At 58.5% G+C, this 25,847-nt stretch carries 28 protein-coding genes; 16 read left to right on the forward strand and 12 right to left on the reverse strand.

Going from position 1 to position 25,847, the window contains the following annotated elements; genetic code table 11:
- Positions 1-208: 208 nt before the first annotated feature.
- Together clpA and gloB are read right to left on the reverse strand one after the other, a co-directional pair.
- Positions 209-2,533: an ATP-dependent Clp protease ATP-binding subunit ClpA gene (gene clpA / locus FPZ52_RS01545; RefSeq protein WP_146363051.1), complete on the reverse strand. Its 2,325-nt coding sequence runs from the start codon at positions 2,531-2,533 to the stop codon at positions 209-211.
- A 184-nt stretch (positions 2,534-2,717) separates the two neighbouring features.
- The gene (gene gloB / locus FPZ52_RS01550; RefSeq protein WP_146363053.1) at positions 2,718-3,485 is read right to left on the reverse strand and encodes a hydroxyacylglutathione hydrolase; all 768 of its coding nucleotides are present in this window, start codon (positions 3,483-3,485) and stop codon (positions 2,718-2,720) included.
- A 61-nt stretch (positions 3,486-3,546) separates the two neighbouring features.
- On the opposite strand from gloB, the gene FPZ52_RS01555 reads away from it, so the two are divergent.
- The 7 genes from FPZ52_RS01555 to FPZ52_RS01585 all read left to right on the forward strand — a co-directional run bounded on the left by FPZ52_RS01555 (position 3,547) and on the right by FPZ52_RS01585 (position 10,953).
- Positions 3,547-4,320: a methyltransferase domain-containing protein gene (locus FPZ52_RS01555; RefSeq protein WP_146363055.1), complete on the forward strand. Its 774-nt coding sequence runs from the start codon at positions 3,547-3,549 to the stop codon at positions 4,318-4,320.
- A 260-nt stretch (positions 4,321-4,580) separates the two neighbouring features.
- Positions 4,581-5,141, forward strand: a complete 561-nt coding sequence (locus tag FPZ52_RS01560; RefSeq protein WP_146363057.1) for a F0F1 ATP synthase subunit delta — start codon at positions 4,581-4,583, stop codon at positions 5,139-5,141.
- The gene (gene atpA, locus FPZ52_RS01565; RefSeq protein ID WP_146363059.1) at positions 5,141-6,679 is read left to right on the forward strand and encodes a F0F1 ATP synthase subunit alpha; all 1,539 of its coding nucleotides are present in this window, start codon (positions 5,141-5,143) and stop codon (positions 6,677-6,679) included. Before FPZ52_RS01560 ends, atpA begins: the two co-directional genes overlap by 1 nt.
- Before the next feature lie 21 nt (positions 6,680-6,700).
- Positions 6,701-7,576: a F0F1 ATP synthase subunit gamma gene (locus FPZ52_RS01570; protein WP_146363061.1), complete on the forward strand. Its 876-nt coding sequence runs from the start codon at positions 6,701-6,703 to the stop codon at positions 7,574-7,576.
- 18 nt (positions 7,577-7,594) lie between these two features.
- Complete coding sequence (gene atpD, locus FPZ52_RS01575) at positions 7,595-9,019, forward strand: F0F1 ATP synthase subunit beta (RefSeq protein WP_146363063.1); 1,425 nt, start codon at positions 7,595-7,597, stop codon at positions 9,017-9,019.
- A gap of 11 nt (positions 9,020-9,030) precedes the next feature.
- Entirely contained in the window at positions 9,031-9,426 is a 396-nt protein-coding gene (locus FPZ52_RS01580) for a F0F1 ATP synthase subunit epsilon (RefSeq protein ID WP_146363065.1), read from the forward strand.
- Positions 9,427-9,561: 135 nt separating this feature from the next.
- Complete coding sequence (locus FPZ52_RS01585; protein WP_240804376.1) at positions 9,562-10,953, forward strand: mechanosensitive ion channel family protein; 1,392 nt, start codon at positions 9,562-9,564, stop codon at positions 10,951-10,953.
- Positions 10,954-10,995: 42 nt separating this feature from the next.
- Here the strand turns inward: FPZ52_RS01585 and FPZ52_RS01590 are convergent, their stop codons facing one another.
- A complete protein-coding gene (locus FPZ52_RS01590) occupies positions 10,996-12,015 on the reverse strand; it encodes a ribose-phosphate pyrophosphokinase (RefSeq protein ID WP_146363067.1) in 1,020 nt (339 codons plus the stop codon).
- Between the two features lie 101 nt (positions 12,016-12,116).
- Between FPZ52_RS01590 and FPZ52_RS01595 the strand changes: the two genes are divergently transcribed.
- Entirely contained in the window at positions 12,117-12,713 is a 597-nt protein-coding gene (locus tag FPZ52_RS01595; protein ID WP_146363069.1) for a 2-hydroxychromene-2-carboxylate isomerase, read from the forward strand.
- Here FPZ52_RS01595 and FPZ52_RS01600 read toward each other — a convergent pair.
- From FPZ52_RS01600 to FPZ52_RS01615, 4 genes are read right to left on the reverse strand one after another with little or no spacing between them, the layout of a single operon-like run.
- Positions 12,710-13,756, reverse strand: coding sequence for a threonine aldolase family protein (locus FPZ52_RS01600; RefSeq protein ID WP_146363071.1), 1,047 nt, complete (start codon positions 13,754-13,756; stop codon positions 12,710-12,712). The genes FPZ52_RS01595 and FPZ52_RS01600 overlap by 4 nt on opposite strands.
- Positions 13,756-14,223 carry a YcgN family cysteine cluster protein gene (locus FPZ52_RS01605; protein WP_146363073.1) on the reverse strand — a complete coding sequence of 156 codons (468 nt, stop codon included), beginning with the start codon at positions 14,221-14,223 and terminating at the stop codon, positions 13,756-13,758. The genes FPZ52_RS01600 and FPZ52_RS01605 overlap by 1 nt, the downstream gene beginning before the upstream one ends.
- A 24-nt stretch (positions 14,224-14,247) precedes the next feature.
- Complete coding sequence (locus FPZ52_RS01610; protein ID WP_146363075.1) at positions 14,248-15,177, reverse strand: bifunctional riboflavin kinase/FAD synthetase; 930 nt, start codon at positions 15,175-15,177, stop codon at positions 14,248-14,250.
- A 42-nt stretch (positions 15,178-15,219) separates the two neighbouring features.
- Entirely contained in the window at positions 15,220-16,089 is an 870-nt protein-coding gene (locus tag FPZ52_RS01615) for a TIGR01459 family HAD-type hydrolase (RefSeq protein ID WP_146363077.1), read from the reverse strand.
- 178 nt (positions 16,090-16,267) lie between these two features.
- Here FPZ52_RS01615 and wrbA point away from each other — a divergent pair, with 178 nt between their 5' ends.
- Positions 16,268-16,861, forward strand: a complete 594-nt coding sequence (gene wrbA / locus FPZ52_RS01620) for an NAD(P)H:quinone oxidoreductase (RefSeq protein ID WP_146363079.1) — start codon at positions 16,268-16,270, stop codon at positions 16,859-16,861.
- Positions 16,862-16,932: 71 nt separating this feature from the next.
- On the opposite strand, the gene FPZ52_RS01625 is transcribed toward wrbA, so the two are convergent.
- Positions 16,933-17,853, reverse strand: coding sequence for a manganese-dependent inorganic pyrophosphatase (locus FPZ52_RS01625; RefSeq protein ID WP_146363081.1), 921 nt, complete (start codon positions 17,851-17,853; stop codon positions 16,933-16,935).
- A 213-nt stretch (positions 17,854-18,066) separates the two neighbouring features.
- Between FPZ52_RS01625 and groES the strand changes: the two genes are divergently transcribed.
- The 4 genes from groES (at position 18,067) to FPZ52_RS01645 (ending at position 21,461) form a co-directional block, all read left to right on the forward strand.
- Complete coding sequence (gene groES / locus FPZ52_RS01630) at positions 18,067-18,354, forward strand: co-chaperone GroES (protein ID WP_146363083.1); 288 nt, start codon at positions 18,067-18,069, stop codon at positions 18,352-18,354.
- Positions 18,355-18,390: 36 nt separating this feature from the next.
- Positions 18,391-20,037: a chaperonin GroEL gene (groL, locus tag FPZ52_RS01635; protein ID WP_146363085.1), complete on the forward strand. Its 1,647-nt coding sequence runs from the start codon at positions 18,391-18,393 to the stop codon at positions 20,035-20,037.
- Positions 20,038-20,139: 102 nt separating this feature from the next.
- Positions 20,140-20,625, forward strand: a complete 486-nt coding sequence (locus FPZ52_RS01640) for a GNAT family N-acetyltransferase (RefSeq protein ID WP_146363087.1) — start codon at positions 20,140-20,142, stop codon at positions 20,623-20,625.
- Positions 20,625-21,461, forward strand: coding sequence for a DMT family transporter (locus tag FPZ52_RS01645; RefSeq protein WP_338052804.1), 837 nt, complete (start codon positions 20,625-20,627; stop codon positions 21,459-21,461). The genes FPZ52_RS01640 and FPZ52_RS01645 overlap by 1 nt, the downstream gene beginning before the upstream one ends.
- Here the strand turns inward: FPZ52_RS01645 and FPZ52_RS01650 are convergent.
- From FPZ52_RS01650 to FPZ52_RS01660, 3 genes are read right to left on the reverse strand one after another with little or no spacing between them, the layout of a single operon-like run.
- The gene (locus FPZ52_RS01650; protein WP_146363089.1) at positions 21,458-22,534 is read right to left on the reverse strand and encodes a 5-(carboxyamino)imidazole ribonucleotide synthase; all 1,077 of its coding nucleotides are present in this window, start codon (positions 22,532-22,534) and stop codon (positions 21,458-21,460) included. The genes FPZ52_RS01645 and FPZ52_RS01650 overlap by 4 nt on opposite strands.
- Complete coding sequence (purE, locus tag FPZ52_RS01655) at positions 22,527-23,009, reverse strand: 5-(carboxyamino)imidazole ribonucleotide mutase (protein WP_146363092.1); 483 nt, start codon at positions 23,007-23,009, stop codon at positions 22,527-22,529. The genes FPZ52_RS01650 and purE overlap by 8 nt, the downstream gene beginning before the upstream one ends.
- Before the next feature lie 53 nt (positions 23,010-23,062).
- Positions 23,063-23,287 (reverse strand): YdcH family protein, encoded by a 225-nt coding sequence (locus FPZ52_RS01660; protein WP_146363093.1) that lies wholly within the window; start codon positions 23,285-23,287, stop codon positions 23,063-23,065.
- Between the two features lie 168 nt (positions 23,288-23,455).
- Between FPZ52_RS01660 and FPZ52_RS01665 the strand changes: the two genes are divergently transcribed.
- Together FPZ52_RS01665 and FPZ52_RS01670 are read left to right on the forward strand one after the other, a co-directional pair.
- Complete coding sequence (locus tag FPZ52_RS01665; protein ID WP_146363096.1) at positions 23,456-23,875, forward strand: Hsp20 family protein; 420 nt, start codon at positions 23,456-23,458, stop codon at positions 23,873-23,875.
- Entirely contained in the window at positions 23,875-24,102 is a 228-nt protein-coding gene (locus FPZ52_RS01670; protein ID WP_146365617.1) for a DUF1150 family protein, read from the forward strand. The genes FPZ52_RS01665 and FPZ52_RS01670 overlap by 1 nt, the downstream gene beginning before the upstream one ends.
- Before the next feature lie 58 nt (positions 24,103-24,160).
- Here the strand turns inward: FPZ52_RS01670 and trxB are convergent, their stop codons facing one another.
- Positions 24,161-25,105, reverse strand: a complete 945-nt coding sequence (gene trxB, locus FPZ52_RS01675) for a thioredoxin-disulfide reductase (protein ID WP_146363098.1) — start codon at positions 25,103-25,105, stop codon at positions 24,161-24,163.
- Between the two features lie 167 nt (positions 25,106-25,272).
- On the opposite strand from trxB, the gene FPZ52_RS01680 reads away from it, so the two are divergent.
- Positions 25,273-25,773, forward strand: a complete 501-nt coding sequence (locus FPZ52_RS01680; RefSeq protein ID WP_146363100.1) for an Lrp/AsnC family transcriptional regulator — start codon at positions 25,273-25,275, stop codon at positions 25,771-25,773.
- Positions 25,774-25,847 lie beyond the last annotated feature (74 nt).

Raw genomic sequence — 25,847 nt, forward strand, 5'->3', positions numbered from 1 at the left:
GAATAGGGCCGGATCGGTGCAGTCAGGGGGCTGACATCGGCAAAGTGATCGACAATATATCTTGGGGTTGCGACAATTGCATTGTGCAAGCCGCCTGTGGCAGCTTGTGTCACTTTCATCATGATCTGTGAGCCTTGGCGTGGCTTGGTTAGGCCATCATTCCGATGGAAGAAGGCCCCGGCGGAAACCGGGGCCTTTGTCGTGTCTGTCAACCTGCTGTCAGCAGCTTCGGGTCGTTTTTGCCTAACCGAGCTTTTTCCGGCGGTAGCATTTGCAGATCGAGCTTTCCATCCTTGACCGATACCCGAACCAGACCGCCCTTGGTCAGATCACCAAATAACAGCTCTTCGGCCAGCGGCTTCTTGATGTGTTCCTGGATGACCCGTGCCAGCGGACGGGCACCCATCTTGTCATCATAGCCTTTTTCAGCCAGCCATTCAGCCGCGGGCTTGGTCAGTTCGATGGCGACGTGGCGGTCCATCAACTGCGCTTCAAGCTGAAGTACGAACTTCTCGACGATCTGCAGGATGACACCCTGCGGCAGCGGCGCGAAGCTGATTACGGCGTCCAGCCGGTTGCGGAACTCAGGTGTGAAGGTCCGTTCGATTGCGGCGGTGTCTTCACCTTCGCGACGGTCGCGCCCGAAACCGATGGCAGCCTTGGCCTGTTCCTGAGCGCCCGCGTTCGACGTCATGATCAGGATCACATTGCGGAAGTCCACCTGACGGCCATTATGGTCGGTCAGCTTGCCGTGATCCATCACCTGCAGAAGGATGTTGAAAACGTCCGGATGTGCCTTCTCGATTTCGTCTAGAAGCAGCACGCAGTGCGGATGCTGGTCGACGCCGTCGGTCAAAAGTCCGCCCTGATCGAAGCCCACATACCCCGGAGGAGCACCGATCAATCGCGATACTGCGTGCTTCTCCATGTATTCCGACATATCGAAGCGCAGCAGCTCCACGCCCAGTTGGGACGCCAGTTGGCGCGCGACTTCGGTCTTGCCCACGCCGGTCGGGCCAGCAAACAGGTAGTTGCCGATGGGCTTTTCGGGTTCACGAAGCCCGGCGCGTGCCAGCTTGATGGCTGAACTCAGCGCCTCGATCGCGTCGTCCTGTCCGAAGACCACGCGTTTGAGCGACCCTTCCAGTGTGCGAAGCACTTCGGCGTCGTTCTTGCTGACGTTTTTCGGAGGGATACGGGCAATCTTGGCGACGACCGCCTCAATTTCCTTCGCGCCGATGGTCTTGCGACGCTTGCTTTCAGCGACCAGATGCTGCGCGGCCCCGGCTTCATCAATGACATCGATGGCCTTGTCGGGCAGTTTCCGGTCGTTGATATAGCGCGCGGAAAGCTCCACGGCCGTCTTGATGGCGTCGTTGGTGTAGCGGATGTCGTGGTGGTTCTCGAAATAGGGTTTCAGGCCCTTGAGAATTTTCACAGTGTCATCCACCGAAGGTTCGGTCACATCGATCTTCTGGAACCGACGACTCAACGCGCGATCCTTCTCGAAATGCTGGCGGAATTCCTTATAGGTCGTGGACCCCATGCAGCGCAGCTTGCCACCCTGAAGTGCGGGTTTCAGAAGGTTGGAGGCATCCATTGCGCCGCCAGAAGTTGCGCCTGCGCCGATAACCGTGTGGATTTCGTCGATGAAGAGGACCGCGTCGGGGTGATCCTCCAGTTCGGTGACGACGGCTTTCAGACGCTCCTCGAAATCGCCGCGATACCTGGTGCCGGCCAGCAACGCGCCCATATCGAGCGAGAAGATGGTGGCGTTGGACAACACTTCGGGTGTTTCGCCGTTGACGATCTTGCGACCCAGCCCTTCGGCAATCGCGGTCTTACCTACACCGGGATCTCCGACCAGAAGCGGATTGTTCTTGCGGCGGCGGCACAGTACCTGAATGCAGCGTTCGACTTCGGATTCCCGTCCGATCAGCGGGTCGACATCGCCTTTGCGCGCCTTGGCATTCAGGTCGACACAATACTTCGACAAAGCGGATTCCTTGCCGTCCTGTTGTGCTTCGGTCGTCTGTTCCTCCTCTTCAAAATCGGAGGCACCGGTTACCGGGCGTGCCTCACCGAAATCGGAGTTCTTCGCGACACCGTGGGCGATGAAATTTACGGCATCATAGCGGGTCATTTCCTGTTCTTGCAGGAAATAGGCCGCATTGCTTTCACGTTCGGCGAAGATGGCCACCAGGACGTTCGCGCCTGTTACTTCGGTTCGGCCAGAGGATTGCACATGGATTGCGGCGCGCTGAATGACGCGCTGGAAGGCGGCTGTCGGAACGGCTTCCGATCCTTCCACATCCGTTTCCAGCGTCGCAAGTTCTTCGTCGATGAATTCGATCAGCGTTTTTCGCAAGGCGTCCAGATCGACGTTACAAGCCTGCATCACCTTGGCGGCGTTCGGTTCATCGATCAGCGCCAGAAGCAAATGTTCGAGCGTTGCCAGTTCGTGGCGGCGGGCATTGGCCAGCGCCAGAGCGGCATGGATTGCCTGTTCAAGGGTGTTGGAGAATGAAGGCACGTGCCTTGCTCCTTATACTCGGGGTCGGTCGGGAAGCTGGCCCGACACAACCGTGGGCTCGTATCTTTAAGTTTTGGTTGATTGCGCCGTTAGTCAATAGCTGTGCGAGGCAGAAACCGCCGAAGCACGCATTTGTAACGATTTGTGTGCTTTGGTTTGCGAGGTGGCGCGGATTGTGGCACGCTCAAAAGGAATCCTTCAGTGACCGGACCGTCGCGAACGCCTCGATGTCCGAGACATCAGGTTTTCCAATCGCTTGCTTTACCGCCGCAGTGCCTGCGCGAAGGAACGGATTGGTCCGCTTTTCTTCGCCCAAATTGCTTGGGACGGTAGGTTTGCCTTGCTTCCGGGCTTCGTCGATGGCTTCAAAACGAGCGCGAAGGTCTGCGTTGTCCGGATCGATGGTCAGTGCGAAACGGGCGTTCGCCTGAGTGTATTCATGCCCTGATCCAACGATCACGTTGTCGGGCAATTCCGCCAGCTTGTTCAGGCTGGTCCACATCTGCTCCGGGGTACCTTCAAACAAGCGTCCGCAACCGAGCGCCATAAGACTATCACCCGTGAACAGATAGCCGTTATCGGGAAGATAGAAAGCTATATGCCCGACCGTGTGTCCGGGTACATCCATGACCTTGACCAGCTCGCCCGCGAACTCAAAGCTGTCGCCATCATCCAACGAGCGGTCGAGATTGGGCAGGCGGTGAATATCCGCATGTGCGCCCGTCACCTTCGCACCGGTCTGCTTGCGTAATTCATTCACTCCGCCAATATGGTCATTGTGATGATGCGTGATCCAGATCTCATCGAGTTGCCAGTTGTGCGATTCCAAGCGTGCCAAAATTGGCGCGGCGTCGGGAACATCGACAACGGCAGTCGCGCCGCTCGCCTCGTCGTGCAGCAAGAAGGAATAGTTGTCGCTCAGGCAGGGGATGGTTTCGAGGATCAGTGCCATGGGGGTCGGACCTTTCTGGGCTGCGTCGGAAACAAGCTAGGCGCTTTCGGCGGGGTTTCCAATGCGTGTTGACGTTCTTGACCTGAGAACCTTCTACTACCGCACGGGTTTGGGCCGTGCGGCGCAAAGGGCGATCCGGGGACGCCTGCTGGATCTGTGGCCGGAGGCCAAGGGGCAGAGTGTCGTGGGTTATGGTTTTGCTGTGCCGCTGCTGCGTCCCTACCTTGTCGATGCGCGTCGTGTGCTGGGATTGATGCCCGCCCAGCAGGGAGTGATGCCTTGGCCGATGGGAATGCCGAACGTTTCACTGCTTTGCGAAGAAGTGATCTGGCCGTTGTCCACGGGTATGGCGGACAAGTTGATCGTGCATCACGGGTTGGAAACATCGGATCATCCTGCGGATCTGCTGGACGAATGCTATCGCGTGCTGGGACCGGGGGGGCGGGCTATGTTCATCGTCCCGAACCGTGCCGGTCTCTGGGCGAGAAGTGAACGAACGCCGCTCGGGCATGGACGTCCTTATAGCCTGACACAACTCGAAGCTCTGCTCAAACGCCATGGTTTCATGCCGGAACGCCATGCGGCGGCACTGTTTCAGCCGCCTTCTCATCGTCGCTTTTGGCTGCGCGCAGGTGGTCTGTGCGAGCGCGTCGGTCAGCGACTGTCCAATCACTATGCGGGCGGTGTTTTGATGGTGGAGGCCGGTAAACAGGTCTTTGCCCCCGGCGGACGGTTGAGCGTGGCTGAAAAGCCCCGGATGGCGCCTGTGCTTGAAGGGCTGCACCAGCCCACCCGCGTGGCGTCACCGGGCCATTTGCGGGGCCGGGCGCATTAGCCGAATCCTTCGTTTGACGAAGAATCATCTTTTGCGCTGGTCGAACTGTTCCTCAAAACTGCGCAAAGTGTCGCAGTTGCACGAAACATGTGGCAACTAACGTCACAGTAACTTCGTTCACGGTGCTGTAATCGGTTGCCTGCCTAGGAGCCCTTTGATACACCCTCGCTGATTTTGGGCGACAGCCGCAATTCGCGGTTGTCGAGTATTGCCTGTTGAACCCCTTGGGGCAAGCGGGCCAAGACATCGGAAGGGTGGACGTGTCCGAACCAGCTTCGATCTCCTCCGGCATTGCCGCGCGCTATGCCACGGCCGTCTTTGAACTGGCCAAAGAAGAAAACAAGCTCTCCGCCCTTGAGGCGGATGTTGATGCGCTGGACGCGGCATATGAAGACAGTGCCGATCTGCGCGCCATGACGCAATCCCCGCTCTACTCGCGGGAACAGCAACAGACAGCGATCACGGCACTTGCCAGCAAGATGGAGCTGTCGGGTATCGTGACAAACACGCTGGCCCTGATGGCAAAATGCCGTCGTCTGTTCGTGCTGCCGCAGTTCGTTATCGTTCTGCGCGAAATGATTGCCGAAGAAAAAGGCGAAATCACAGCCGAGGTTGCGAGTGCGGTCGAACTGACCAAGACGCAGTCCGACAAGCTTGCCAAGACGCTCAAGGCGCAGGTAGGCAAGGATGTGAAAATCAAGGCGACCGTTGATGACACGCTCATCGGCGGTCTTGTTGTTAAGGTGGGCTCGCGGATGATCGACACTTCGGTCAAGGCCAAGCTCGCTAACCTCCAAAATGCTATGAAAGAGGTCGGATAATGGGAATCCAGGCAGCCGAAATCTCTGCGATCCTCAAGGAGCAGATCAAGAACTTCGGTCAAGAAGCTGAAGTCGCCGAAGTCGGCCGCGTGCTGAGCGTCGGTGACGGTATCGCGCGCGTTTACGGGCTGGATAACATCCAGGCTGGTGAGATGGTTGAATTCCCTGGCGGAATTCGCGGCATGGCGCTGAACCTAGAAACCGACAACGTCGGTGTCGTTATCTTTGGTTCCGACCGCGACATTAAAGAAGGCGACACGGTCAAGCGCACCAATGCCATCGTGGACGTTCCCGTCGGCGAGGCCATGCTGGGCCGCGTTGTTGACGCGCTTGGCAATCCGCTTGATGGCAAAGGCCCGATCGAGACGACCCAGCGTAGCGTTGCTGACGTTAAAGCGCCGGGGATCATCCCGCGTAAATCCGTGCACGAGCCGATGGCGACCGGTCTGAAATCCGTTGACGCCATGATCCCGATTGGCCGCGGGCAGCGTGAGTTGATCATCGGTGACCGTCAGACGGGTAAGACGGCTGTTGCACTCGACGCGATCCTGAACCAAAAGTCCTACAACGACGCGGCTGGCGACGACGAGAGCAAGAAACTCTACTGTGTTTACGTGGCCGTTGGACAGAAGCGTTCGACCGTTGCACAGCTGGTCAAGAAGCTGGAAGAAACCGGCGCGATCGAATACTCGATCGTCGTTGCTGCGACCGCGTCGGACCCGGCACCGATGCAGTACCTCGCACCCTACACCGCAACCGCGATGGGTGAGTATTTCCGCGACAATGGCCGCCACGCGCTGATGATCTATGACGATCTGTCGAAGCAGGCCGTTGCTTACCGTCAGATGTCGCTGCTGCTGCGCCGCCCGCCGGGTCGTGAAGCTTACCCCGGTGACGTTTTCTACCTGCACTCCCGCCTGCTGGAACGTTCGGCCAAGCTGAACGAAGACCATGGAGCAGGCTCGCTGACGGCGCTGCCGATCATCGAAACCCAGGGCGGCGACGTGTCGGCCTTTATTCCGACCAACGTGATCTCGATCACCGACGGTCAGATCTTCCTTGAAACCGAGCTGTTCTATCAGGGTATCCGCCCGGCTGTGAACACGGGTCTGTCGGTGTCGCGGGTTGGTTCGTCGGCGCAGACGAAGGCGATGTCCTCGGTTGCCGGTCCGGTCAAACTGTCGCTTGCGCAGTACCGTGAGATGGCGGCATTTGCTCAGTTCGGTTCCGATCTGGACGCCGCGACGCAGCGCCTGCTGAACCGTGGTGCGCGTCTGACCGAGCTGATGAAGCAGCCGCAGTATTCGCCGCTGACCAATGCGGAAATCGTCTGCGTGATCTTCGCGGGTACGAATGGCTACCTCGACAAAGTCGCCGTAAAAGATGTCGGACGGTTCGAAGAAGGTCTGCTGGCGCATTTGCGCAACCAGCACAAGGACCTGCTGGACGACATCACCAACAACGACCGCAAGGTCAAAGGTGAGCTGGAAGAAAAGATCAAGGCGGCGCTCGACGAGTACGCGGAAACCTTTTCCTAAGGCCCCGAAAGGACAGGACCCATGCCTAGCCTTAAGGACCTGAAAAACAGGATCGAAAGCGTCAAGTCGACGCGGAAGATCACGAAGGCCATGCAGATGGTCGCTGCGGCGAAGCTTCGTCGTGCGCAGGAAGCTGCAGAAGCCTCACGCCCATACTCGGAACGGTTCAACGCCGTTCTGGGTCAGCTCGCACAATCGGTCGGTGACAGCCCTGCTGCGCCGCGCCTGTTGACGGGTACCGGTTCGGACAACACGCATCTGCTGGTCGTCATGACTGCAGAGCGCGGCCTTTGTGGCGCGTTTAACTCGTCGATCGTGCGTCTCGCCAAGACGCACGCCGACAAGCTGCGCGGCGAAGGTAAAACCGTGAAGATCCTGACCGTCGGCAAGAAAGGCCGTGAACAGCTACGCCGCGACTACAGTTCTCTGCTGATCGGCCATGTTGACCTGTCAGAGGTCAAGAATGTTGGCTACGTCAATGCGCAGGATATCGCGAAGAACGTACTTGACCGCTTCGCCGCGGAAGAGTTCGATGTTTGCTCGATCTTCTACGCCAAGTTCCACAGCGTGATTTCTCAGGAACCGACCGCCCAGCAGATCATTCCGGCCAGCTACGATGCGCCGGATAGTGATGCGGCTGCGACGCTTTATGATTACGAGCCGAGCGAAGAAGGCATCCTTGCCGATCTTCTGCCGCGCGGTGTCGCAACCCAGATCTTCGCGGCGCTTCTCGAAAACGGCGCATCGGAGCAGGGCGCACGGATGTCCGCGATGGACAACGCGACGCGCAATGCGGGCGACATGATCGACAAGCTGACGATCCAGTACAACCGTTCGCGTCAGGCCGTGATCACGAACGAGCTTATCGAAATTATCTCGGGCGCCGAGGCGCTCTAAAGGAACCGGAGACACGAAATGGCAAACGCAGTAGGCAAAGTGACTCAGGTCATCGGCGCCGTTGTCGACGTGCAGTTTGACGACCACCTGCCGGCGATTCTGAACGCGCTGACGACCGATAACAATGGCAACCGACTGGTGCTGGAAGTTGCACAGCACTTGGGCGAAAACACGATCCGCACGATTGCGATGGACGCCACCGAAGGCTTGGTTCGCGGTCAGGAAGTGACCGATACCGGCGCACCGATCAATGTGCCGGTCGGTACCGCAACCCTGGGCCGCATCCTCAACGTCGTCGGCGAGCCGGTCGACGAAAAGGGTCCGGTCGAAGCTGAGGAAACCCGCCCGATCCACGCTTCCGCCCCCGACTTCGCGGATCAGGCCACCGAGGCCGAAGTTCTCGTGACAGGGATCAAGGTGATCGACCTTCTCGCCCCCTACGCCAAGGGTGGTAAGATCGGTCTCTTTGGTGGTGCCGGTGTTGGCAAGACGGTTCTCATTCAGGAACTGATCAACAACATCGCCAAGGTGCACTCAGGTCTGTCCGTTTTCGCAGGTGTTGGTGAGCGGACCCGTGAGGGCAACGACCTTTACCACGAAATGATCGAATCGGGTGTTCTGACGCCGGACAACCTGCCGGATTCCAAGATTGCTCTGGTCTACGGTCAGATGAACGAACCGCCGGGAGCCCGTGCACGTGTTGCCCTGACCGGTCTGACGCTGGCTGAGCAATTCCGCGATGCCACCGGTACCGACGTTCTTTTCTTCGTCGACAACATCTTCCGCTTCACGCAGGCGGGTTCGGAGATGTCGGCACTCCTGGGCCGTATTCCTTCCGCTGTGGGCTACCAGCCTACGCTGGCAACGGATATGGGCGCGATGCAGGAACGCATCACTTCCACCAAGAACGGCTCGATCACGTCGATCCAGGCGGTCTACGTGCCTGCGGATGACCTTACCGACCCCGCACCGGCTACGACCTTCGCTCACCTTGATGCTACGACGGTTCTTAACCGTGCGATTTCGGAGCTGGGTATCTACCCGGCCGTTGACCCGCTCGACTCCACATCCCGTCTGATGGACCCGCAGGTTATTGGTGAAGAGCACTATCGGGTTGCCCGTGACGTGCAGGGTATTCTCCAGCGCTACAAGTCGCTGCAGGATATCATCGCGATCCTCGGCATGGACGAACTGTCTGAAGAAGACAAGCTGACTGTGTCGCGTGCACGCAAGATTCAGCGCTTCCTGTCGCAGCCCTTCGATGTTGCGAAGGTCTTCACTGGTTCCGACGGTATTCAGGTGCCGCTTGAGGACACGATCAAGTCGTTCAAGGCAGTGGTCGCCGGTGAGTATGATCACCTGCCGGAAGCTGCCTTCTACATGGTCGGCGGTATCGACGATGTGGTCGCGAAAGCCGAGAAACTCGCCGCTGAAGCGGCTTAAGGGGGCAGCTGATGGCTGACACCATGCAATTCGATCTCGTGTCGCCGGAACGGAGGCTTGCCTCCGGACCGGTGACACAGGTCCAGATTCCGGCCGCAGAAGGCGATCTGACAGCGATGCCGAACCACGCACCGCTGATCACGACGTTAAAGCCCGGTATCTTGATCGCGACGGGACCGGACGGAACGCAGGAATTCGCCGTCACCGGCGGCTTCGCCGAGATCTCGGCGGAGGGCGTATCGGTGCTGGCCGAACGTTCCTATCCACGTCATCCGGATCATAAGGAAGCGATTCAAAAGCATCTTGATGAAGCTCGGAACGTTGCGCAGAAGGCGCAATCTGACGAGAAGAGTGGCGCAGAAAAGATCGTGGACGATCTGGTCCGGCTTCTGGATGCGATGGACTGATCTGAAATCCATTTGAAACTCTCAAAACCCGGAGCTTACGCTCCGGGTTTTTTGTTGCCACTACGGTAAGACGTTTGCAATTCGTCGCGGCTTTGGCAAAAGTCATCTCAACCGCGTCGCAAATGGAGAGAGCAATTGACTTGGCGACTTCCCGATTTCCTGAAGATGTTCATGGCGTTGCTATGTGGCGCGCTCCTGTTGGCGGCCCCGGCCCACGCGCAAGACGCGGAGACGCCGCCGGAAGAATCCGTGTCCGTCCCGCAAGACCTGACAGATGAGACGATCAGCAATGACGAGTTGAGCCTGCGCGTGCTGCCGTTGACTGTCGAGGATCTGACGGCGCTGGCAGCCGAGTGGCAAGCCATAGCCAAGGAGCGCACGGTCGAGGTCGTGGGCCAACAACTCGCGCTCGATGCGGGTGAAGACGCCCCGAACCTGAAATCCGACTTGGAAACGGCCCGCGCAGAACGGCGGGCAGCCTTTGCGAAACTGGACACGGTGGTGAATGCACTCGCCGCAAAAGGCGGTGATCAAGCGGCTGTCGATCAGTATCGGGCTTATATTTCTGCTGTTTCGACGGGAGAGGCGCAAAGTTCGGACTGGGGTACATTGTTGTCGGAAGGTGTCAGATGGGCGACCTCGCCGACAGGCGGCCTGCATCTGCTGATCCAGATCGGTGTGATCGTTCTGGCTCTGCTGGTTCTGTTCGTAGTGGCGAGAATGGTGCGCGGCGGGGCGACCCGCATGGTGGGGCGGGTGCCAAAGCTCAGCAAGCTTCTGCAATCTTTCATCGTCATGGTTGTCTACTGGCTGACCATCGCGATTGGTTTGATGATCGTGCTGTCGGCCTTGGGCGTTAATATCACACCGATGTTTGCGCTGATTGGTGGTGCGTCCTTTATCATCGCCTTCGCCATGCAGGATACGCTTGGCAACCTGGCCGCAGGTCTGATGATCATGATCAACCGTCCCTTCGACGAAGGCGATTATGTGACGGTGGCTGGCACGGGCGGCACGGTCAAATCCGTGTCCATTGTGTCCACGACGATCACAACGCCAGACAATCAGGTGATTGTCATTCCTAACAGCAAAGTCTGGGGCGACATCATCACCAATGTCACCGCTAGCGATACACGCCGTGTCGATCTGGTCTTCGGGATCGGCTATGACGATTCCATCGAAGAGGCTCAGCGTGTGATGGAAGGGGTCGTTGCCGCCCATCCCGCTGTGCTGTCTGAGCCTGCGCCAGTCATCCGTGTCAACGAACTGGCGGATAGTTCCGTCAATTTTGTGTGCCGTCCATGGACGACGCGCGACGACTACTGGACGGTCTATTGGGATCTTACTCGTCAGATCAAAGAGGCGTTTGATGCGAACGGGATCTCCATCCCTTTCCCGCAGACGGATCTTCATGTGAAAATGCCGTCCTCTGGCTTGCCAGTGGCTCCGGTGTCCGCACCATCCGAGCAGCCGGGCAACTCCACCTACGCGGCGAATGATGAAGGCGTGGGTGACGACGACCAGTAGAGCAAAACGAAAAGCGGCGCCCGAAGGCGCCGCTTATGTCCATCAGTCGCGGGGATACATCCCCTCGTAGATCGGACCGAGCGTGTCGGTCTCGAACAGGGACGACACGCTTGTGCCTGCCCAGATGTTCAGGATTGCCTGTGCAAACATCGGCGCGGTCGGAACGATCCGGATGTTGGACGCCGATTTTACATCCTCCGTCGGTTCGATGGAGTCGGTGATGACAAGACTTTTCATGACGGAGTTTTTGATCCGTTCCACGGCCGGATCGGACAGAACACCGTGGGTAATGTAGGAATGAACCTCGGTCGCGCCGTTGTCCACCAAGACCTGCGCGGCTTTGCAGAGTGTTCCGGCTGTGTCGCAAATGTCGTCCACGATGATACACTTCTTGTCGGTCACGTCACCGATGACCGTCATCTCTGCGATCTCACCGGGCTTTTCGCGACGCTTATCCACGATAGCGAGAGGGCAGCCGATCCGCTGTGCCAATTCACGCGCACGCGCCACACCGCCCACATCTGGCGAGATCACCATCACGTCCTCCAGGTGACCCTTGAAGTGATGGTGGATGTCCAGCGCGAATACGGGTGAAGCATAAAGGTTGTCCACCGGTATGTCGAAGAAGCCCTGGATCTGTGCGGCGTGCAAGTCCATGGTCAGCACCCGCTCGATCCCTGCTTCGGTCAACAGATTCGCAACCAGCTTGGCCGAAATCGGTGTGCGGGCCTTGGTGCGGCGATCCTGACGGGCATAGCCGAAATAGGGGATCACGGCAGTAATACGGCCCGCCGACGACCGGCGCAGCGCATCTGCCATAATCAGCAGTTCCATCAGATTGTCGTTCGCCGGGTTCGAGGTCGGCTGGATGATGAACATGTCCTCGCCGCGGACGTTTTCGTAAACTTCGACGAAAATCTCGAAATCGTTGAAGCGTTCGACACGCGCGTCGACTAGACCGACATTGATGCCGCGATGCATGGACATGCGACGGGCGACGGCTTCGGCGAGTGGTTTATTGGCGTTTCCCGAAATCAGTTTGGGTTCGACAAGCGATGGCATCTGGCTGGTCCTCTGGGGCGCGAATGACGGAATCATGACATTGACATCCCATTAGCAGCCCCCCTAGCTGAAACCAACCAGTGGCTTAAGGAACCGACGTAATGGCACATATCGACTACTATTTCGCAACGATTTCGCCCTTTACCTACCTGGCAGGAACCCGGCTGGAGGAGATCGCGCAGAAGCACGGCGCGACGATCACATACAAGCCGCTTGATATTATGGGGTTGTTCAGCCGAACAGGGGGTACGCCGCCGAAGGACAGGCACGAAAACCGCAAGGAATACCGCGTTCAGGATCTGCGCCGCGGCGCAACGAAGGTGGGGCTGCCGATTAATTTGCAGCCCGCGTTTTTTCCGACCAACATGGCGCCGAGTGCCTACGCGATCATCGCGGCCCAGCATGCTGGCGGTGGTGATCTTGGCGGGCTGGTTCACAGTTTGCTGCGCGCCTGCTGGGCCGAAGACAGGAATGTTGCGGAAGATGATGTGATCAAGGCTTGTCTGGAGGCCAACGGGTTCGATCCGTCACTCGCCGATAGCGGCTTGTTGAGTGGCGCGGAAACCTATGCCGCCAATCTGGAGGAGGCCGTGGCGAAGGGCGTATTCGGATCGCCCTTCTACATCGTGGGAAACGAGCGGTTCTGGGGCCACGATCGGCTGGACGATCTCGACCTTCACCTGAGTGGAAAGCTCTAGTCGAAAAGCGCCAGAAAAGCGGCGCTGTCGTCGGCGCTGGCTGACCAATCGCAGACGATCCGCGCTGCCAGCATTTCATCCGGATCGCCTGCGTCCAGATCGCCGGACCACAGGTAGTAGGCAGCTCCGGCTTCATGCAGCTTCTGATGTGTTGCGCGGGACCAGTCCGCAAACAGGATATTGGCCTGCGGAGTTGTGTGGACACGCACATTGGATTTCTTGCTGAGCTTGTCCGCCAGGTCGAAGCATGTTGCGTTGGCATGCTTCGCCATGTCCAGCCACAGGCCGCCCTTCAGATACGCGTCCATCTGCGCGGCGAGGTAGCGGTGCTTGGAAAACAGATGTCCGGCACGCTTGCGGCGTAGCTCGAACTCCCACGCTTTCTCCGCATCGAACAGAATCACTGCTTCCACGCCCATCAGGCCGTTCTTCGTGCCGCCGAAGCTGACCGCGTCGATACCGGCCTTCCATGTCATTTCAGCAGGGGTGCACCCGAGAGAAACCAGCGCATTGGCAAAGCGCGACCCGTCCATATGTACCGGCATACCGTATGTTGCAGCCATGGTGGTCAGGGCTTTCAACTCGCCAAGGGAATAAACCGTGCCTTTTTCGCTTGTTTGTGTGATCGACAGGGGACCGCGTTGCACACCATGAACACCACGTGTCTGCTCACCAAGAATAGCCAGCTTCAACGCGTCGGGATCGATCTTGCCGTGTGCACCATCCACAAGGGTCAGCTTCGCGCCGCCGGAGAAAAATTCCGGCGCACCGCATTCGTCTTCCTGAATATGTGCGTGGCGATGGCAAAAGACGGTTTGCCAAGGCGCGCCAAGGCAGGCGAGCGACAGGGCGTTGGCGGTCGTTCCGGTGGCTACAAGATAGACAGCGGCGTCGGGGGCTTCGAAAATCTCGCGAATCTGATCCTGCACCGACAGGGTCAGAGGATCAGCGCCGTAGGACATCGCGTAGCCTTCGTTCGCGGCAGCGAGCGCCTGCAAGACAGACGGATGAACCGGGGCGGTGTTGTCGGATGCGAAATTCATTAAAGATCCTCGATTATGTAGTCTTCCCAGTCGTCTTCACTGATCTCGAATTCAGGTGTTGTCCACCCGCGCACGGATAGTCCGGCTTCGTGAACACTGTCCGGATCGCCTGAGATCAGAGGGTGCCAGTCATAAAGCGGCTGCCCTTCGTGCAAAAGGCGATAGGCGCAAGTAGCGGGCATCCAATAGGCGATCTCATGCAGGTTTTCGGGTTTCAACACGACGCATTCGGGCACGAACTGCTTTCGGATGTCGTATTGGGCGCAGCGGCAGCTTTCACCGTCCAGCAAACGGCACGCGACGCTGGTGAAGGCAACTTCGCCGGTGTCTGCGTCTTCCAGCTTGTTGAGGCAGCATTTGCCACATCCATCACACAGGGCCTCCCATTCCGCGCGATTCATTTTGTCCAGCGGGACGGTTTCCCAGAAGCGATCCCTCAGGCTGGGTGTGGCTGCGTGGCTCGGCATGGCTTCGCGCCTTCAAAAATGCGGTTAAATCTTGCTTAGTATCTCGCGTGCCTGTCGGCTGTCGTAACGCATCTGTGCGCTGAGTGCGTCGAGGCTGTCAAACTTCTGTTCGGGGCGCAGGTATTCGACCAGCGCGATGGACAGGTGCTCGCCATAGAGATCACCTTGGAAATCGAAGATGTGCGTCTCCAGATTCGCTGCGTTCGCGCCGAACATGGGCCGGACGCCAACGGATGCGACGCCCAGATGCCGCCCGCGATGGGGGCCGGTCAGCACGTCCGCAATGACTGCGTATACCCCAAATCTGGGTGGGTGCAGCCCGTCTATGGACATATTTGCCGTTGGAAAACCGAGGCCCCGCCCGCGCTTGTCGCCATGCAGGACCTCGCCCTCGATCCGGTGCCAATGGCCAAGCATGCTGGCGGCATCACGGGGGCGACCCTGGGCCAGTGCTTCGCGAATGCGGGTTGATGAAACAGGGCCGTCCATCCCGTCGATTTCGCGCAACTCTGCAGTGGTGACATCAAGCCCGTGTTCGGCGCCCAGTCGTTGCAAATCGCGCACGGTGCCTTGTCTGCCCTTGCCGAAGCAAAAATCCGCGCCGACGACCACATGCTTCAGGGCCAGGCCATCGACCAGAACCGAGCGCACGAATTCTGCCGCCGTGAGCGACGCGAGCGCGGAATCGAAGGGCAGTTCATACAGTACGTCCGCGCCAAGGGTGTCGAACCTGTGGTGACGGGCTTCGGCGTTCATCAACCGGAACGGAGGCGCGCCGGGGGCGAAGAACTCACGCGGGTGCGGCTCGAACGTCAACGCACCCCAGGGTCTGCCATGTGCTTTGGCAAGGTCCAGCACGACGCGATGCCCCAGATGGACACCGTCGAAATTGCCGATGGCAACGCTCGCATCGGTCACGGATGGCGAAGGGGTGAAGCTGCGGATGATTTCCATTTTGCTGCGATAGAACCTGTTCGGGTCAGCCGCAAGTCACACTCAGCGTAGCTTGCCGATGACGTAGCTTGGGGTCAGCTTGATGTTGTCCAGATAGGGGATCAGCTTGCCCTCGTCGGGTGCGCCATCTGTCTCGGTGTCCTGCGCGGCGATGCCGCCGGTAATGAACAGGCTATCGATGCCTTCCCCCACGGCCCCGGCGAGGTCGGTATGCGGGCCATCACCAATGGCGAGGATGCGTTCATCGTGGATATTCGCGATCTGGGCAAGGCGACGGCGGGCGAGGTCATAAATCGGCGGGTGCGGCTTGCCGAAATAGAGACTCTCACCACCCATCTCGTCGTAAAGTTCCGCGAGCGCCCCAGCGCACCATTCACGCTTTTCGCCGCGATCCACGATCACATCGGGATTGGCGCAAAGCAGCTTCAACCCCTTCTGTTTGGCGTAAAGGAATTCCGACCGATAGACGGAAGGATCCTCATAGGGGTCACGTGGTCCTGTGCAGACAATTCCTTCGGCGTCTTCAAGCGGGACGCGCGCGATCTGCGCAGGGTTCTCAATGATCTTGAGCGGCTCGAAGAATGCCGTCTCTTCGGGAATGCCGATGTGATAGACCTTCTCGCCCACCGCGCCTTCGAACAAGGCCGCACGCGCACTGTCGCCGGATGTGGCGATCGAATCCCAGCAATCGTCAGGTACATTCATTCCCGCGATCTGTTGAGCGACATTCGCCCGCGGGCGGGGAGAGTTGGTGACAAGTACGACCTTACCGCCTGTTTCCTTGAACGCGCGAAGCGCGGCGACGGCCTCCGGGAAGGCTTCGATCCCGTTATGGACACAGCCCCAGAGGTCACAGAATAACGCGTCATAGTCGTGAGCGATCTTGGACAAGGAAGTGATGATGCGGGTCATTCTGGCTCCGTAGGGCAGGGTACGACGAGTCTTCCGCCTGAATATCGCAGCCCTGCTCAAGTGAACAGCCCGCATGCTTGAACTGTTCTGGGCGCAGCAGATGTGCGCAATCGCACGGAACGGATTCGCGTAAAGGTGTGTATAGTTACCAAGACTTCACAAACCAAGGGAGCTGAGCATGGCCAAGCCGAAGATCGCAGTCGTTTTCTATTCTACATATGGCACCAATCACGCTATGGCCGTCGAAGCAGCGCGCGCCGCTGAAGAGGCCGGCGCGGATGTTCGTTTGCTTCGTGTAGCCGAGACCGCCCCGAAAGAGGTCGTCGAAGGACAAGATCCGTGGAAAGCCCAGTTGGAAAAGATGTCCGACATCCCGGTGGCGACACCAGATGATATGGATTGGGCCGATGGCTATTTCTTTTCTGCACCCACCCGTTACGGTGTATCGGCTAGTCAGATGCGCGCATTTATTGACACGCTTGGGCCGCTTTGGTCCAAAGGCGGGCTGGCAAACAAGACCGCAACCGCGACGACCAGTGCACAGAACGCCCACGGTGGGCAGGAAGCCACGATTCTGGGCCTGTACACCACCTTCATGCATTGGGGGGCGATCATCGTTCCGCCGGGCTACACCGATGAGTGTATCTACGAAGCTGGTGGGAACCCGTATGGCTATTCTGCAAATGCAGGTGGTTTCGACGAGAAAGGCAAGGCGGCCGTCGCACATCAGGCCAAGCGTCTCGTTGAGATGACGGAGAAGCTGGTGGGCTAGGCGGGTCACTCGTCGAACGGTGAAAGGGGCTCCGGAACGGAGTCCCTTAATCGTCTTGGTTTGCCCAGGAATTAGACCGCGAGGTTCGGGATGATCTGTTTCTTGCGGCTCATGATACCGGGTAGAACGACGGTGTCGCCATCGACTTTCGCCGCGAAGCTCTTCTCGGCGACCGTTTTCACCAAGTCGTTCGGGACCAGCAGCGTGGCTTCTTCGTTCAGAATATCGATAACGAAGAGCAGTACCTGATCCACACCGTCCTCATTTGCGACGCCGACCATGCTGTCCATCAGGCTTGCCTTGCGATCTAGCAGAACGCCGGGGGCAGTCGTTTCAAGAACCGACACGCGGAACTTGGTGTCGCCGACGGCGTATTCCTTGCTGTCCATACGCAAAAGCTCCGCATCGGAGAAGGCAGAGACGTCGGATTTTGCTTCGAACATCTCTGCGGCGTAGTCGGGGATGGATACGCCCAGCTCGCCTGCCAGTTTCTCGGCCAGTTCACGGTCGATGACTGTCGTGGTCGGGGACCGGAATTCCAACGTGTCGGACAGGATGCAGGACAGCATCGCCCCTTTTATTGCTTCAGGCATCTCCGCTGCGGCGTCACCCATCAGGTCGTGCATGAGGGTTACCGTGCAGGCCAGCGGGCGAATCGTGATGTCGATCGGCGACTTTGTTTCGATTCCGCCAAACAGCTTGTGGTGATCGATGATGGCCTGAATGTCGGCCGTGTTGATCGAGGGTGGCAGTTCCGCGGGATTGTTTGTATCCACGATGACGACCGGCTGGCCCTCTGCCACGTCCTGGATGATCTCTGGTTTGTCGAGGTTCCAACGTTGCAGCATGAACGCAGCTTCGGTGTTGGGCTCGCCCAGAAGCTTCGGCTCGGCGGCGATGCCTTTGATCTCGTTGAGATACCACGCCCAGATGATCGGCGCGCCGGTGGAGTCCGTGTCGGGGGCCTTGTGCCCGAATACGAAAGTCGTCATCAGAATACCCGTGATTTGGCGGCAATTTCGCGCGTTATAGGTGGCGCGAGGGCCAATGTCACCCGCCGAAGTGTGTGCACATGGGCGACATGAAAATTTTGCAATCAGTGGAGTTGACAGATGGGCTCGCTGTTTCTATTTCCCGATTGTTATCACTCGCCATAGGGGAGTGCTAACATGGGAGAAACACACTGAGCCAAGGAGCCTCAGAAGATGGCATTCAAACCGCTTCACGACCGTGTGCTGGTTCGCCGCGTAGAGAGCGACGAGAAAACCAAGGGCGGACTGATCATCCCCGACAGCGCGAAAGAAAAGCCCGCCGAGGGTGAAATCATCGCCGTTGGTGAAGGCGCTCGCAAAGACAGCGGCGAACTGATCGCACCTTCCGTCAAAGAAGGTGACAAGATCCTGTTCGGCAAGTGGTCCGGCACTGAAATCACCCTTGAAGGTGAAGAACTGCTGATCATGAAAGAAAGCGACATTCTCGGCGTCATCGCCTGAGACGCGCAAATCTAATTCAGACGAGGAGCAAGCATCATGGCTGCTAAAGACGTCAAGTTTGATACAGACGCCCGCAATCGCATGCTCAAGGGTGTGAACACTCTTGCAAATGCGGTTAAAGTGACGCTCGGCCCGAAAGGCCGCAACGTTGTCATCGACAAATCCTTCGGCGCACCGCGCATTACGAAGGATGGTGTAACTGTCGCCAAGGAAATCGAACTGGAAGACAAGTTCGAGAACATGGGTGCACAGATGGTGAAGGAAGTCGCTTCCCGCACCAACGACGAAGCCGGTGACGGCACCACCACTGCAACCGTTCTGGCCCAAGCCATCGTCAAAGAAGGCGCAAAGGCTGTTGCAGCCGGCATGAACCCGATGGACCTGAAGCGCGGCATCGACCTGGCAACCGCCAAAGTTGTCGAAGCCATCAAAGCCGCTTCCCGCCCGGTCAACGACTCCGCTGAAGTCGCTCAGGTTGGCACCATCTCCGCCAACGGCGAAGCAGAAATCGGCCAGCAGATCGCAGACGCGATGCAAAAGGTCGGCAATGACGGTGTTATCACTGTTGAAGAAAACAAAGGCCTCATCACCGAGACCGATGTTGTCGAAGGTATGCAGTTCGACCGTGGCTACCTGTCGCCTTACTTCGTGACCAACCCCGACAAGATGGTTGCCGAACTCGACGACTGCATGATCCTGCTGCACGAGAAGAAGCTTTCCTCGCTTCAGCCGATGGTTCCGCTGCTCGAGTCGGTCATCCAGTCCCAGAAGCCGCTTCTGATCATCGCTGAAGACGTCGAAGGCGAGGCTCTGGCCACGCTGGTCGTCAATAAGCTGCGCGGCGGTCTGAAGATCGCGGCCGTCAAGGCACCGGGCTTCGGCGATCGCCGCAAGGCCATGCTGCAGGACATCGCGATCCTGACCGGCGGTCAGGTCATCTCCGAAGATCTCGGCATGAAGCTCGAAAATGTCACCATGGACATGCTCGGCTCGGCCAAGAAAGTTTCGATCACCAAGGACGAAACCACCATCGTTGACGGTGCCGGCGACAAAGCCGAAATCGAAGCTCGTGTTTCCCAGATCCGTCAGCAGATCGAAGAAACCACTTCCGATTACGACCGTGAAAAACTGCAAGAGCGCGTTGCCAAACTGGCTGGCGGTGTTGCCGTTATCCGCGTCGGCGGCATGACCGAAGTTGAAGTGAAAGAGCGCAAAGACCGCGTTGATGACGCGCTGAACGCAACCCGTGCGGCCGTTCAGGAAGGTATCGTCGTCGGCGGCGGTGTTGCTCTGGTTCAGGGCGGCAAAGCTCTGGAAGGTCTGACTGGTGCGAACAGCGACCAGAACGCCGGTATCGCCATCGTGCGCCGCGCACTGGAGGCTCCGCTGCGCCAGATCGCTGAAAACGCCGGTGTTGACGGTGCAGTTGTTGCCGGCAAGGTCCGCGAGAGCGAAGACAAGAACTTCGGCTTCAACGCCCAGACCGAAGAGTATGGTGACCTGTTCAAGTTCGGGGTCATCGACCCGGCGAAGGTTGTTCGTACGGCTCTGGAAGATGCAGCTTCCGTTGCTGGTCTGCTCGTCACGACCGAAGCCATGGTTGCCGACAAGCCCGAGCCGAAAGGCGCTGCGCCTGCCGGTGGCGGCATGCCCGACATGGGCGGTATGGGCGGCATGATGTAAGCCACGCCGATATTATCGGAGCAAGGGCCGCATTTGCGGCCCTTTCTTTTTGTGTGCATCGGCGTAGTGTGATGACACCTAACCTGCGGGAGAACCACGACATTGTTGAAGATTCGTCATGCCACCCCGGAAGATTTTACGGCAATTTCCGTTGTGGCTGTGAGCGCGTTCGAACAGCCGAATGAAGCAAGGCTGATGAGCGATTTGCGTGATGGCGGGCATGTGGCGATTGAAATGGTAGCCTCCGATGAGGACATGGTGGTTGGCTGTGTCATGCTCAGCAGGCTCGAACTCCCGCAAGAATGGCTGACGCTCGCGCCGCTGTGCATAATCCCTTCGCGCCAGCGGCAGGGTATCGGGGCCGAACTTGTGCGCTATGCACTTGATGAAGCACGGCGACAGGAATTCGACGCTGTCGTGGTTGTTGGGGATCCCGACTACTATGTTCGCTTCGGGTTCGAGTTTGATGGATTCGCCCAGCTTTTTTCGCCTTATCCGCCGCAATATACGGGGCTCTATCCGATTGATCCGCAGACCTCTCTAACGCGCGCGGAACTTCTTTACCCTGCACCCTTCCTCGAAGTCTGATGCTGCGCCTGCTTCCATTGCTGATGGTCACGATGGTCGCATTCGCGGCGAACTCAGTGTTGAACCGCATGGCGATCGACATGGCGGGTTCCGGGCCGGTCACTTTTGCGGCTATCAGAATTTTGTCCGGTGCTCTGTTTCTTGCGCTTCTTGCAATACCCCGCCCGAGAGCAAACCTCTCGCGCCTGCCCTGGCTCAACGCGCTCGGGCTGGGCATCTACATGCTGGGTTTCTCTTTCGCCTATATAGAACTGGACGCGGGGGCAGGGGCGCTGATCCTGTTCGGCACCATACAGGCGGCGATGCTGCTGATCAGTATCGCTCTCGGTGAGAAGCTGCCCGTAACGCGTTGGGTCGGGGCGGGGATCAGCTTGGCGGGACTGGTCTGGCTGTTATGGCCTCAGGGCGGCGCCCAGATTTCTTTGGCCCACGCGACTTGTATGATTGCCGCCGCTTTGGGCTGGAGCTTGTACACGTTCAAGGGACGCACGGCACAGGATCCGCTGACAACGACTGCGCTCAGCTTTCTGCTTCTGGTGCCGTTGGCGGTGATCATGCTTGCGCTCGGCAATGACGGTGCGACGAGAACGGGTGTGCTGTTGGCGATCACGTCCGGTGCGATCACGTCCGGGTTGGGATACGCGTTGTGGTATTACCTTCTCGCCCGCATCCCCTTCAGCGTCGCGGCCGTCGCGCAGTTAAGCGTGCCGGTCATCGCGATTGCAGGGGGGCTGACGTTTCTGGGCGAAGCCATCAGCCTGCAGTTTGTCCTTGCAACGTTCATCGTGCTGACCGGGGTCGCGATGGCAATCCCCGGCAAAAGAAAGCCGCGCTAGCCTTTCGGCGCAACGATCCGGTTCACGTGACCCATCTTGCGGCCGGGTCTGGTTTCCGCTTTGCCATAGAGGTGGATCGCTGAGCTTGGATCGTTCTGGTGCCGAGGAAGGTCGCCTATGTCGTCACCGATCAAGTTGATCATCTCGACGTCGGAATGGCGCTGGCCATCCCCCAATGGCCAGCCTGCCACGGCGCGAATATGTTGTTCGAACTGACAGATCGCGCAGCCGTTCTGTGTCCAGTGGCCAGAGTTATGGACGCGGGGTGCGATTTCGTTGACGACCAGCCCTGTGGGCGTAACAAACAGTTCAACACCGATAACACCGACGTAATCCAGCGCGTTCAGGATGCGCCCCGCCAGCAGCACGGCGTCAGTGCGCAGAGCATTGGGAAGCGGCGCGGGAACAGTAGTGCGGCGCAGAATGCCCTCGCTGTGTGCGTTCATTCCAGGGTCGAAGCAGACCACGCTGCCATCCAGTGATCGTGCGCCGATCACGGAAATCTCGCAGGAAAATTCAACGAACCCTTCGGCGATTGCGGGCGCACCCTTGAGTGACGCATAGGCTGCATCGCCATCAGCGGTCGTCATCACGCGGGCCTGCCCCTTACCATCATAGCCAAAGCGCCGCGTCTTCAGGATCGCTGGCGTGCCGGTCGTAGCAAGTGCGCTTTCCAGATCACCGGCGCTGTCGATCACGGCGAAGGGTGCCGTTTTCAGTCCCAACTCGTTCAGGAAGGTCTTTTCGGTCAGCCTGTCCTGCGACGTTGCCAAGGCCCTGCGGTTCGGTCGGATGGGGCGGATTGCCTCGATCAGGTCAAGCGCGTCGGTCGGGATGTTCTCGAATTCATAGGTAACGACATCGACGGATTGGGCGAAGGCTTCCAGTGCACTCTTGTCGTCGTATGGCGCGGTCGTGATCTGGTCACAGACCTGGCCTGCGGGGGCCATAGGGTCGGGATCATAGATGTGACATTTCAGTCCGAGCCGAGCGGCCGCGAGCGCCATCATACGGCCCAGTTGTCCGCCACCGAGGATACCGACGGTGGAGCCGGGGGGAAGAAGATCAGTCATCGACAGGAACCTCGGGAATGGACGCCGCAAGCGCGGCGCGCCAGTCTTCCAGCCGCTGTGCCAACGCGCTGTCGTTCGTCGCAAGAATTGCGGCGGCCATCAGGCCAGCATTGACCGCGCCGGCCTCGCCAATCGCCATGGTCGCTACCGGGAAGCCGCGCGGCATCTGGACAATGGAATACAATGAATCGACCCCGCTGAGGGCTCGGGTCTGGATAGGGACGCCTACAACAGGAACGCGGGTTTTGGAAGCCATCATGCCGGGCAGGTGGGCCGCCCCTCCAGCGCCCGCAATGATACATTTCAGGCCACGATCAGCCGCCGTTTTGCCATAGTCCCAAAGACGGTCAGGGGTGCGGTGCGCGGATACGATCCGTGTTTCATACTCCACCCCCAGTTCATCGAGAATGTCTGCTGCCTTCTTCATGGTGGGCCAATCCGACTGGCTGCCCATGATGATGCCGATGCTTGCCATAATGCCTCGCGTGCCGTGCTGCCGTTCCGGCGCTTTATACAAGGGTCAGGCGGCTAGGCAATGATGTCGGGCAGAAGCTCGTCCTCGATCGCCTGAATGCGGTCCTTCAGTTGCAGTTTTTGCTTTTTCAGGCGGCGTAGGGCCAACTGTTCGGTCAGTGCAGAGGTCTCTTCCAGCGCTGTGATCGCCCTGTCCAGATCCCTGTGCTCGCGCCGCAGGACTTCCAGCTTGATCCGCAGCATTTCCTGATGCGACAGCTCGTTGGGATGGTGGTTCATGGGTCGGCTCACGCCCGCCTTTGATAGAGGCTCGCAGGATAACCAGATTTGCCGGTCGTGGAAAGGGGCGGGGTCATCCCTTGCAACCTGTTGGTCTGCGCACCATATTTGGCACAAGGTCGCCGCTGACGGGGCCAGTCACACAGTCGCTTATCCAAGGGCGTGTCCATGAGCAAACTTACTTTGGGAACCCATCCCTATCTGTTGGGCTTCGAACAGCTTGAGAGGCTGGTCGAACACACTGCGAAGACAGGGAATGAAGGATATCCCCCGTATAACATCGAACAAACCACGGATCGGTCTTACCGTATCACTTTGGCTGTGGCAGGGTTTCGTGAGGAAGACCTGTCAATCACCGTCGAAGACCGGCAGCTTGTAATTCATGGCAAACAGCATGACGACGACGCCGATCGGATCTTCCTGCATCGAGGTATAGCCGCCCGTCAGTTCCAGCGCAGCTTCGTTCTGGCCGATGCCGTCGAGGTGAAGGGTGCCACAATGGAAAACGGGCTTCTGCACATCGATCTGGAACGCACCGCACCCGAAACCGTGATGCAGAAAATCGAGATTCGGAAAGGAGCTCAATGATGGATACGCCGCATGAAATGGCTAAGGAAGCCGGGGATCGCATCGTCTATGTTCGTCCGATGCATACCGCAGACCTTCCCGATGAGTTGAGACAACAGACGGGTGATCTGGATGAAATCTATTCGGTCCACGCCCCGAACGGGGACAGGCTCGCGCTTGTTCGGGATCGAAAGCTGGCGTTTGCCCTGGCCCGTCAGCATGATTTTACGCCGGTTGACGTTCACTAGGAACGGGTCTGCAACCCGGAAAGACAGCGCGGCGCCCAAGTTGGGCGCCGTTATTGTCTCAGCTTTCCTGAGCAGCCAGGAAGTGTTCGGCCTCAAGTGCGGCCATACATCCCATACCAGCGCTGGTGACCGCTTGGCGGAATTTGTCGTCGGTCAGGTCGCCCGCCGCAAAAACGCCGGGGACGGATGTGGCGGTGCTGTCCGGCTCGGTGACGACGTACCCGCCAGCACGCAATTCCAGTTGGCCGTCGATAAGTTCTGATGCGGGTGCGTGACCGATGGCGATGAAGACCCCTTTCGCGGGGAGTTCCTGTTTTTCGCCAGTCGTGGCGTGGGCAAGGCGAACGCCTGTGACACCCAAGGGAGATTCGTCGCCGATCACTTCGTCGAGTACGTGGTCCCAGATGACTTCGACCTTCGGGTTTTTCATCAGGCGATCTTGCAGGATTTTTTCGGCCCTTAGACTGTCGCGACGATGAACCAGCGTGACCTTGGATGCGAAATTGGTCAGGAATAGCGCCTCTTCAACAGCCGTGTTTCCACCGCCGACAACAACAACTTCCTGATCGCGGTAGAAGAACCCGTCGCAAGTTGCGCAAGCTGATACGCCGAAGCCCTTGAATTTTTCTTCGGACGGCAAGCCCAGCCACTTCGCCTGAGCGCCCGTGGCGAGGACGATCGCATCCGCCGTGTAGGTATGGCCGCTGTCAGTCTTGGCAGTGAAGGGGCGCTTCGTCAGGTCCAGAGACGAGACGTGATCAAAGATGATCTCGGTGCCCATTTCGCGTGCATGGCTTTCCATACGCACCATCAGGTCGGGTCCCATAACGGATGTATCGCCAGGCCAGTTTTCCACATCGGTCGTAATGGTCAACTGCCCGCCAGGTTGGATTCCCTGGATCAGGACGGGTTCAAGCATCGCGCGCGACGCGTAAACGGCGGCTGTGTAACCGGCTGGTCCGGAACCAATGATAAGAAGCCGAATGTGTCTTGTCTCGCCCATGATGTCCTCTTGCTACCTGCGCGGCTTCTGCATATAGGCGCTGTCCGTCGGAACCTAAAGCCCTTGCGGTTCGGCGTGCTGCGGATATGCCGCAGATGCAATGCTGTGAAACAATGTTGCGCGAAACGCGTGCTCCACTTACAATTGTGATATCAACGGAGGCTCAGATGTCTGGCGCAAAACTCGATCCCATCGACCGCCATATCCTTGCGGAACTGCAAGGCGATGGCCGTATGACAAATGTCGAACTCGCACGGCGCGTCGGGATTTCCGCGCCGCCTTGTCTGCGGCGTGTGCGGGCACTGGAAGAAGACGGATATATTGATGGCTACCATGCGCAAGTCAGTCCCAAACGGCTGGGTTTTGATGTGCAGGTTTTCGTGATGGTGGGCCTGCACAGTCAGGCCGAAGCTGATCTGTCTGCCTTCGAGCAGCAGTGCGACGGCTGGCCTCTTGTCAGGGAATGTCACATGTTGAACGGCGAGGTGGACTTCATCTTGAAATGTGTGGCGCCTGATCTGAGCAGTTTTCAGGCGTTTCTGACGGAGGAACTGACTGCGGCATCGAATGTAGAAAGTGTGAAGACCTCACTTGTCATCCGGACCGCCAAAACCGAGCCGGGCGTACCCTTCGATGTAGTGGAATCGCGGATTGCGGCTGGCCACTGAATAAATCTTTCATGAAAATTAGATAAAACAAGGGCCGTATCGATCACTCGACACGGCCCCGAAACTAACTACAT

It is taken from the genome of Qingshengfaniella alkalisoli (genome assembly GCF_007855645.1).
GTDB lineage: Bacteria > Pseudomonadota > Alphaproteobacteria > Rhodobacterales > Rhodobacteraceae > Qingshengfaniella > Qingshengfaniella alkalisoli.

Bases quoted from the DNA above. Each gene is read 5' to 3' on its own strand.
- FPZ52_RS01680 (WP_146363100.1), top strand. From the start codon at position 25,273: ATGTCTGGCGCAAAACTCGATCCCATCGACCGCCATATCCTTGCGGAA.
- groL (WP_146363085.1), top strand. From the start codon at position 18,391: ATGGCTGCTAAAGACGTCAAGTTTGATACAGACGCCCGCAATCGCATG.
- FPZ52_RS01660 (WP_146363093.1), bottom strand. From the start codon at position 23,287: ATGAACCACCATCCCAACGAGCTGTCGCATCAGGAAATGCTGCGGATC.
- FPZ52_RS01555 (WP_146363055.1), top strand. From the start codon at position 3,547: ATGCGTGTTGACGTTCTTGACCTGAGAACCTTCTACTACCGCACGGGT.
- FPZ52_RS01580 (WP_146363065.1), top strand. From the start codon at position 9,031: ATGGCTGACACCATGCAATTCGATCTCGTGTCGCCGGAACGGAGGCTT.
- wrbA (WP_146363079.1), top strand. From the start codon at position 16,268: ATGGCCAAGCCGAAGATCGCAGTCGTTTTCTATTCTACATATGGCACC.
- atpD (WP_146363063.1), top strand. From the start codon at position 7,595: ATGGCAAACGCAGTAGGCAAAGTGACTCAGGTCATCGGCGCCGTTGTC.
- gloB (WP_146363053.1), bottom strand. From the start codon at position 3,485: ATGGCACTGATCCTCGAAACCATCCCCTGCCTGAGCGACAACTATTCC.
- FPZ52_RS01645 (WP_338052804.1), top strand. From the start codon at position 20,625: ATGCTGCGCCTGCTTCCATTGCTGATGGTCACGATGGTCGCATTCGCG.
- FPZ52_RS01625 (WP_146363081.1), bottom strand. From the start codon at position 17,853: ATGACGACTTTCGTATTCGGGCACAAGGCCCCCGACACGGACTCCACC.
- groES (WP_146363083.1), top strand. From the start codon at position 18,067: ATGGCATTCAAACCGCTTCACGACCGTGTGCTGGTTCGCCGCGTAGAG.
- FPZ52_RS01670 (WP_146365617.1), top strand. From the start codon at position 23,875: ATGGATACGCCGCATGAAATGGCTAAGGAAGCCGGGGATCGCATCGTC.
- purE (WP_146363092.1), bottom strand. From the start codon at position 23,009: ATGGCAAGCATCGGCATCATCATGGGCAGCCAGTCGGATTGGCCCACC.
- FPZ52_RS01605 (WP_146363073.1), bottom strand. From the start codon at position 14,223: ATGCCGAGCCACGCAGCCACACCCAGCCTGAGGGATCGCTTCTGGGAA.
- FPZ52_RS01615 (WP_146363077.1), bottom strand. From the start codon at position 16,089: ATGACCCGCATCATCACTTCCTTGTCCAAGATCGCTCACGACTATGAC.
- FPZ52_RS01600 (WP_146363071.1), bottom strand. From the start codon at position 13,756: ATGAATTTCGCATCCGACAACACCGCCCCGGTTCATCCGTCTGTCTTG.
- FPZ52_RS01570 (WP_146363061.1), top strand. From the start codon at position 6,701: ATGCCTAGCCTTAAGGACCTGAAAAACAGGATCGAAAGCGTCAAGTCG.
- FPZ52_RS01650 (WP_146363089.1), bottom strand. From the start codon at position 22,534: ATGACTGATCTTCTTCCCCCCGGCTCCACCGTCGGTATCCTCGGTGGC.
- FPZ52_RS01595 (WP_146363069.1), top strand. From the start codon at position 12,117: ATGGCACATATCGACTACTATTTCGCAACGATTTCGCCCTTTACCTAC.
- FPZ52_RS01590 (WP_146363067.1), bottom strand. From the start codon at position 12,015: ATGCCATCGCTTGTCGAACCCAAACTGATTTCGGGAAACGCCAATAAA.
- trxB (WP_146363098.1), bottom strand. From the start codon at position 25,105: ATGGGCGAGACAAGACACATTCGGCTTCTTATCATTGGTTCCGGACCA.
- FPZ52_RS01610 (WP_146363075.1), bottom strand. From the start codon at position 15,177: ATGGAAATCATCCGCAGCTTCACCCCTTCGCCATCCGTGACCGATGCG.
- atpA (WP_146363059.1), top strand. From the start codon at position 5,141: ATGGGAATCCAGGCAGCCGAAATCTCTGCGATCCTCAAGGAGCAGATC.
- FPZ52_RS01665 (WP_146363096.1), top strand. From the start codon at position 23,456: ATGAGCAAACTTACTTTGGGAACCCATCCCTATCTGTTGGGCTTCGAA.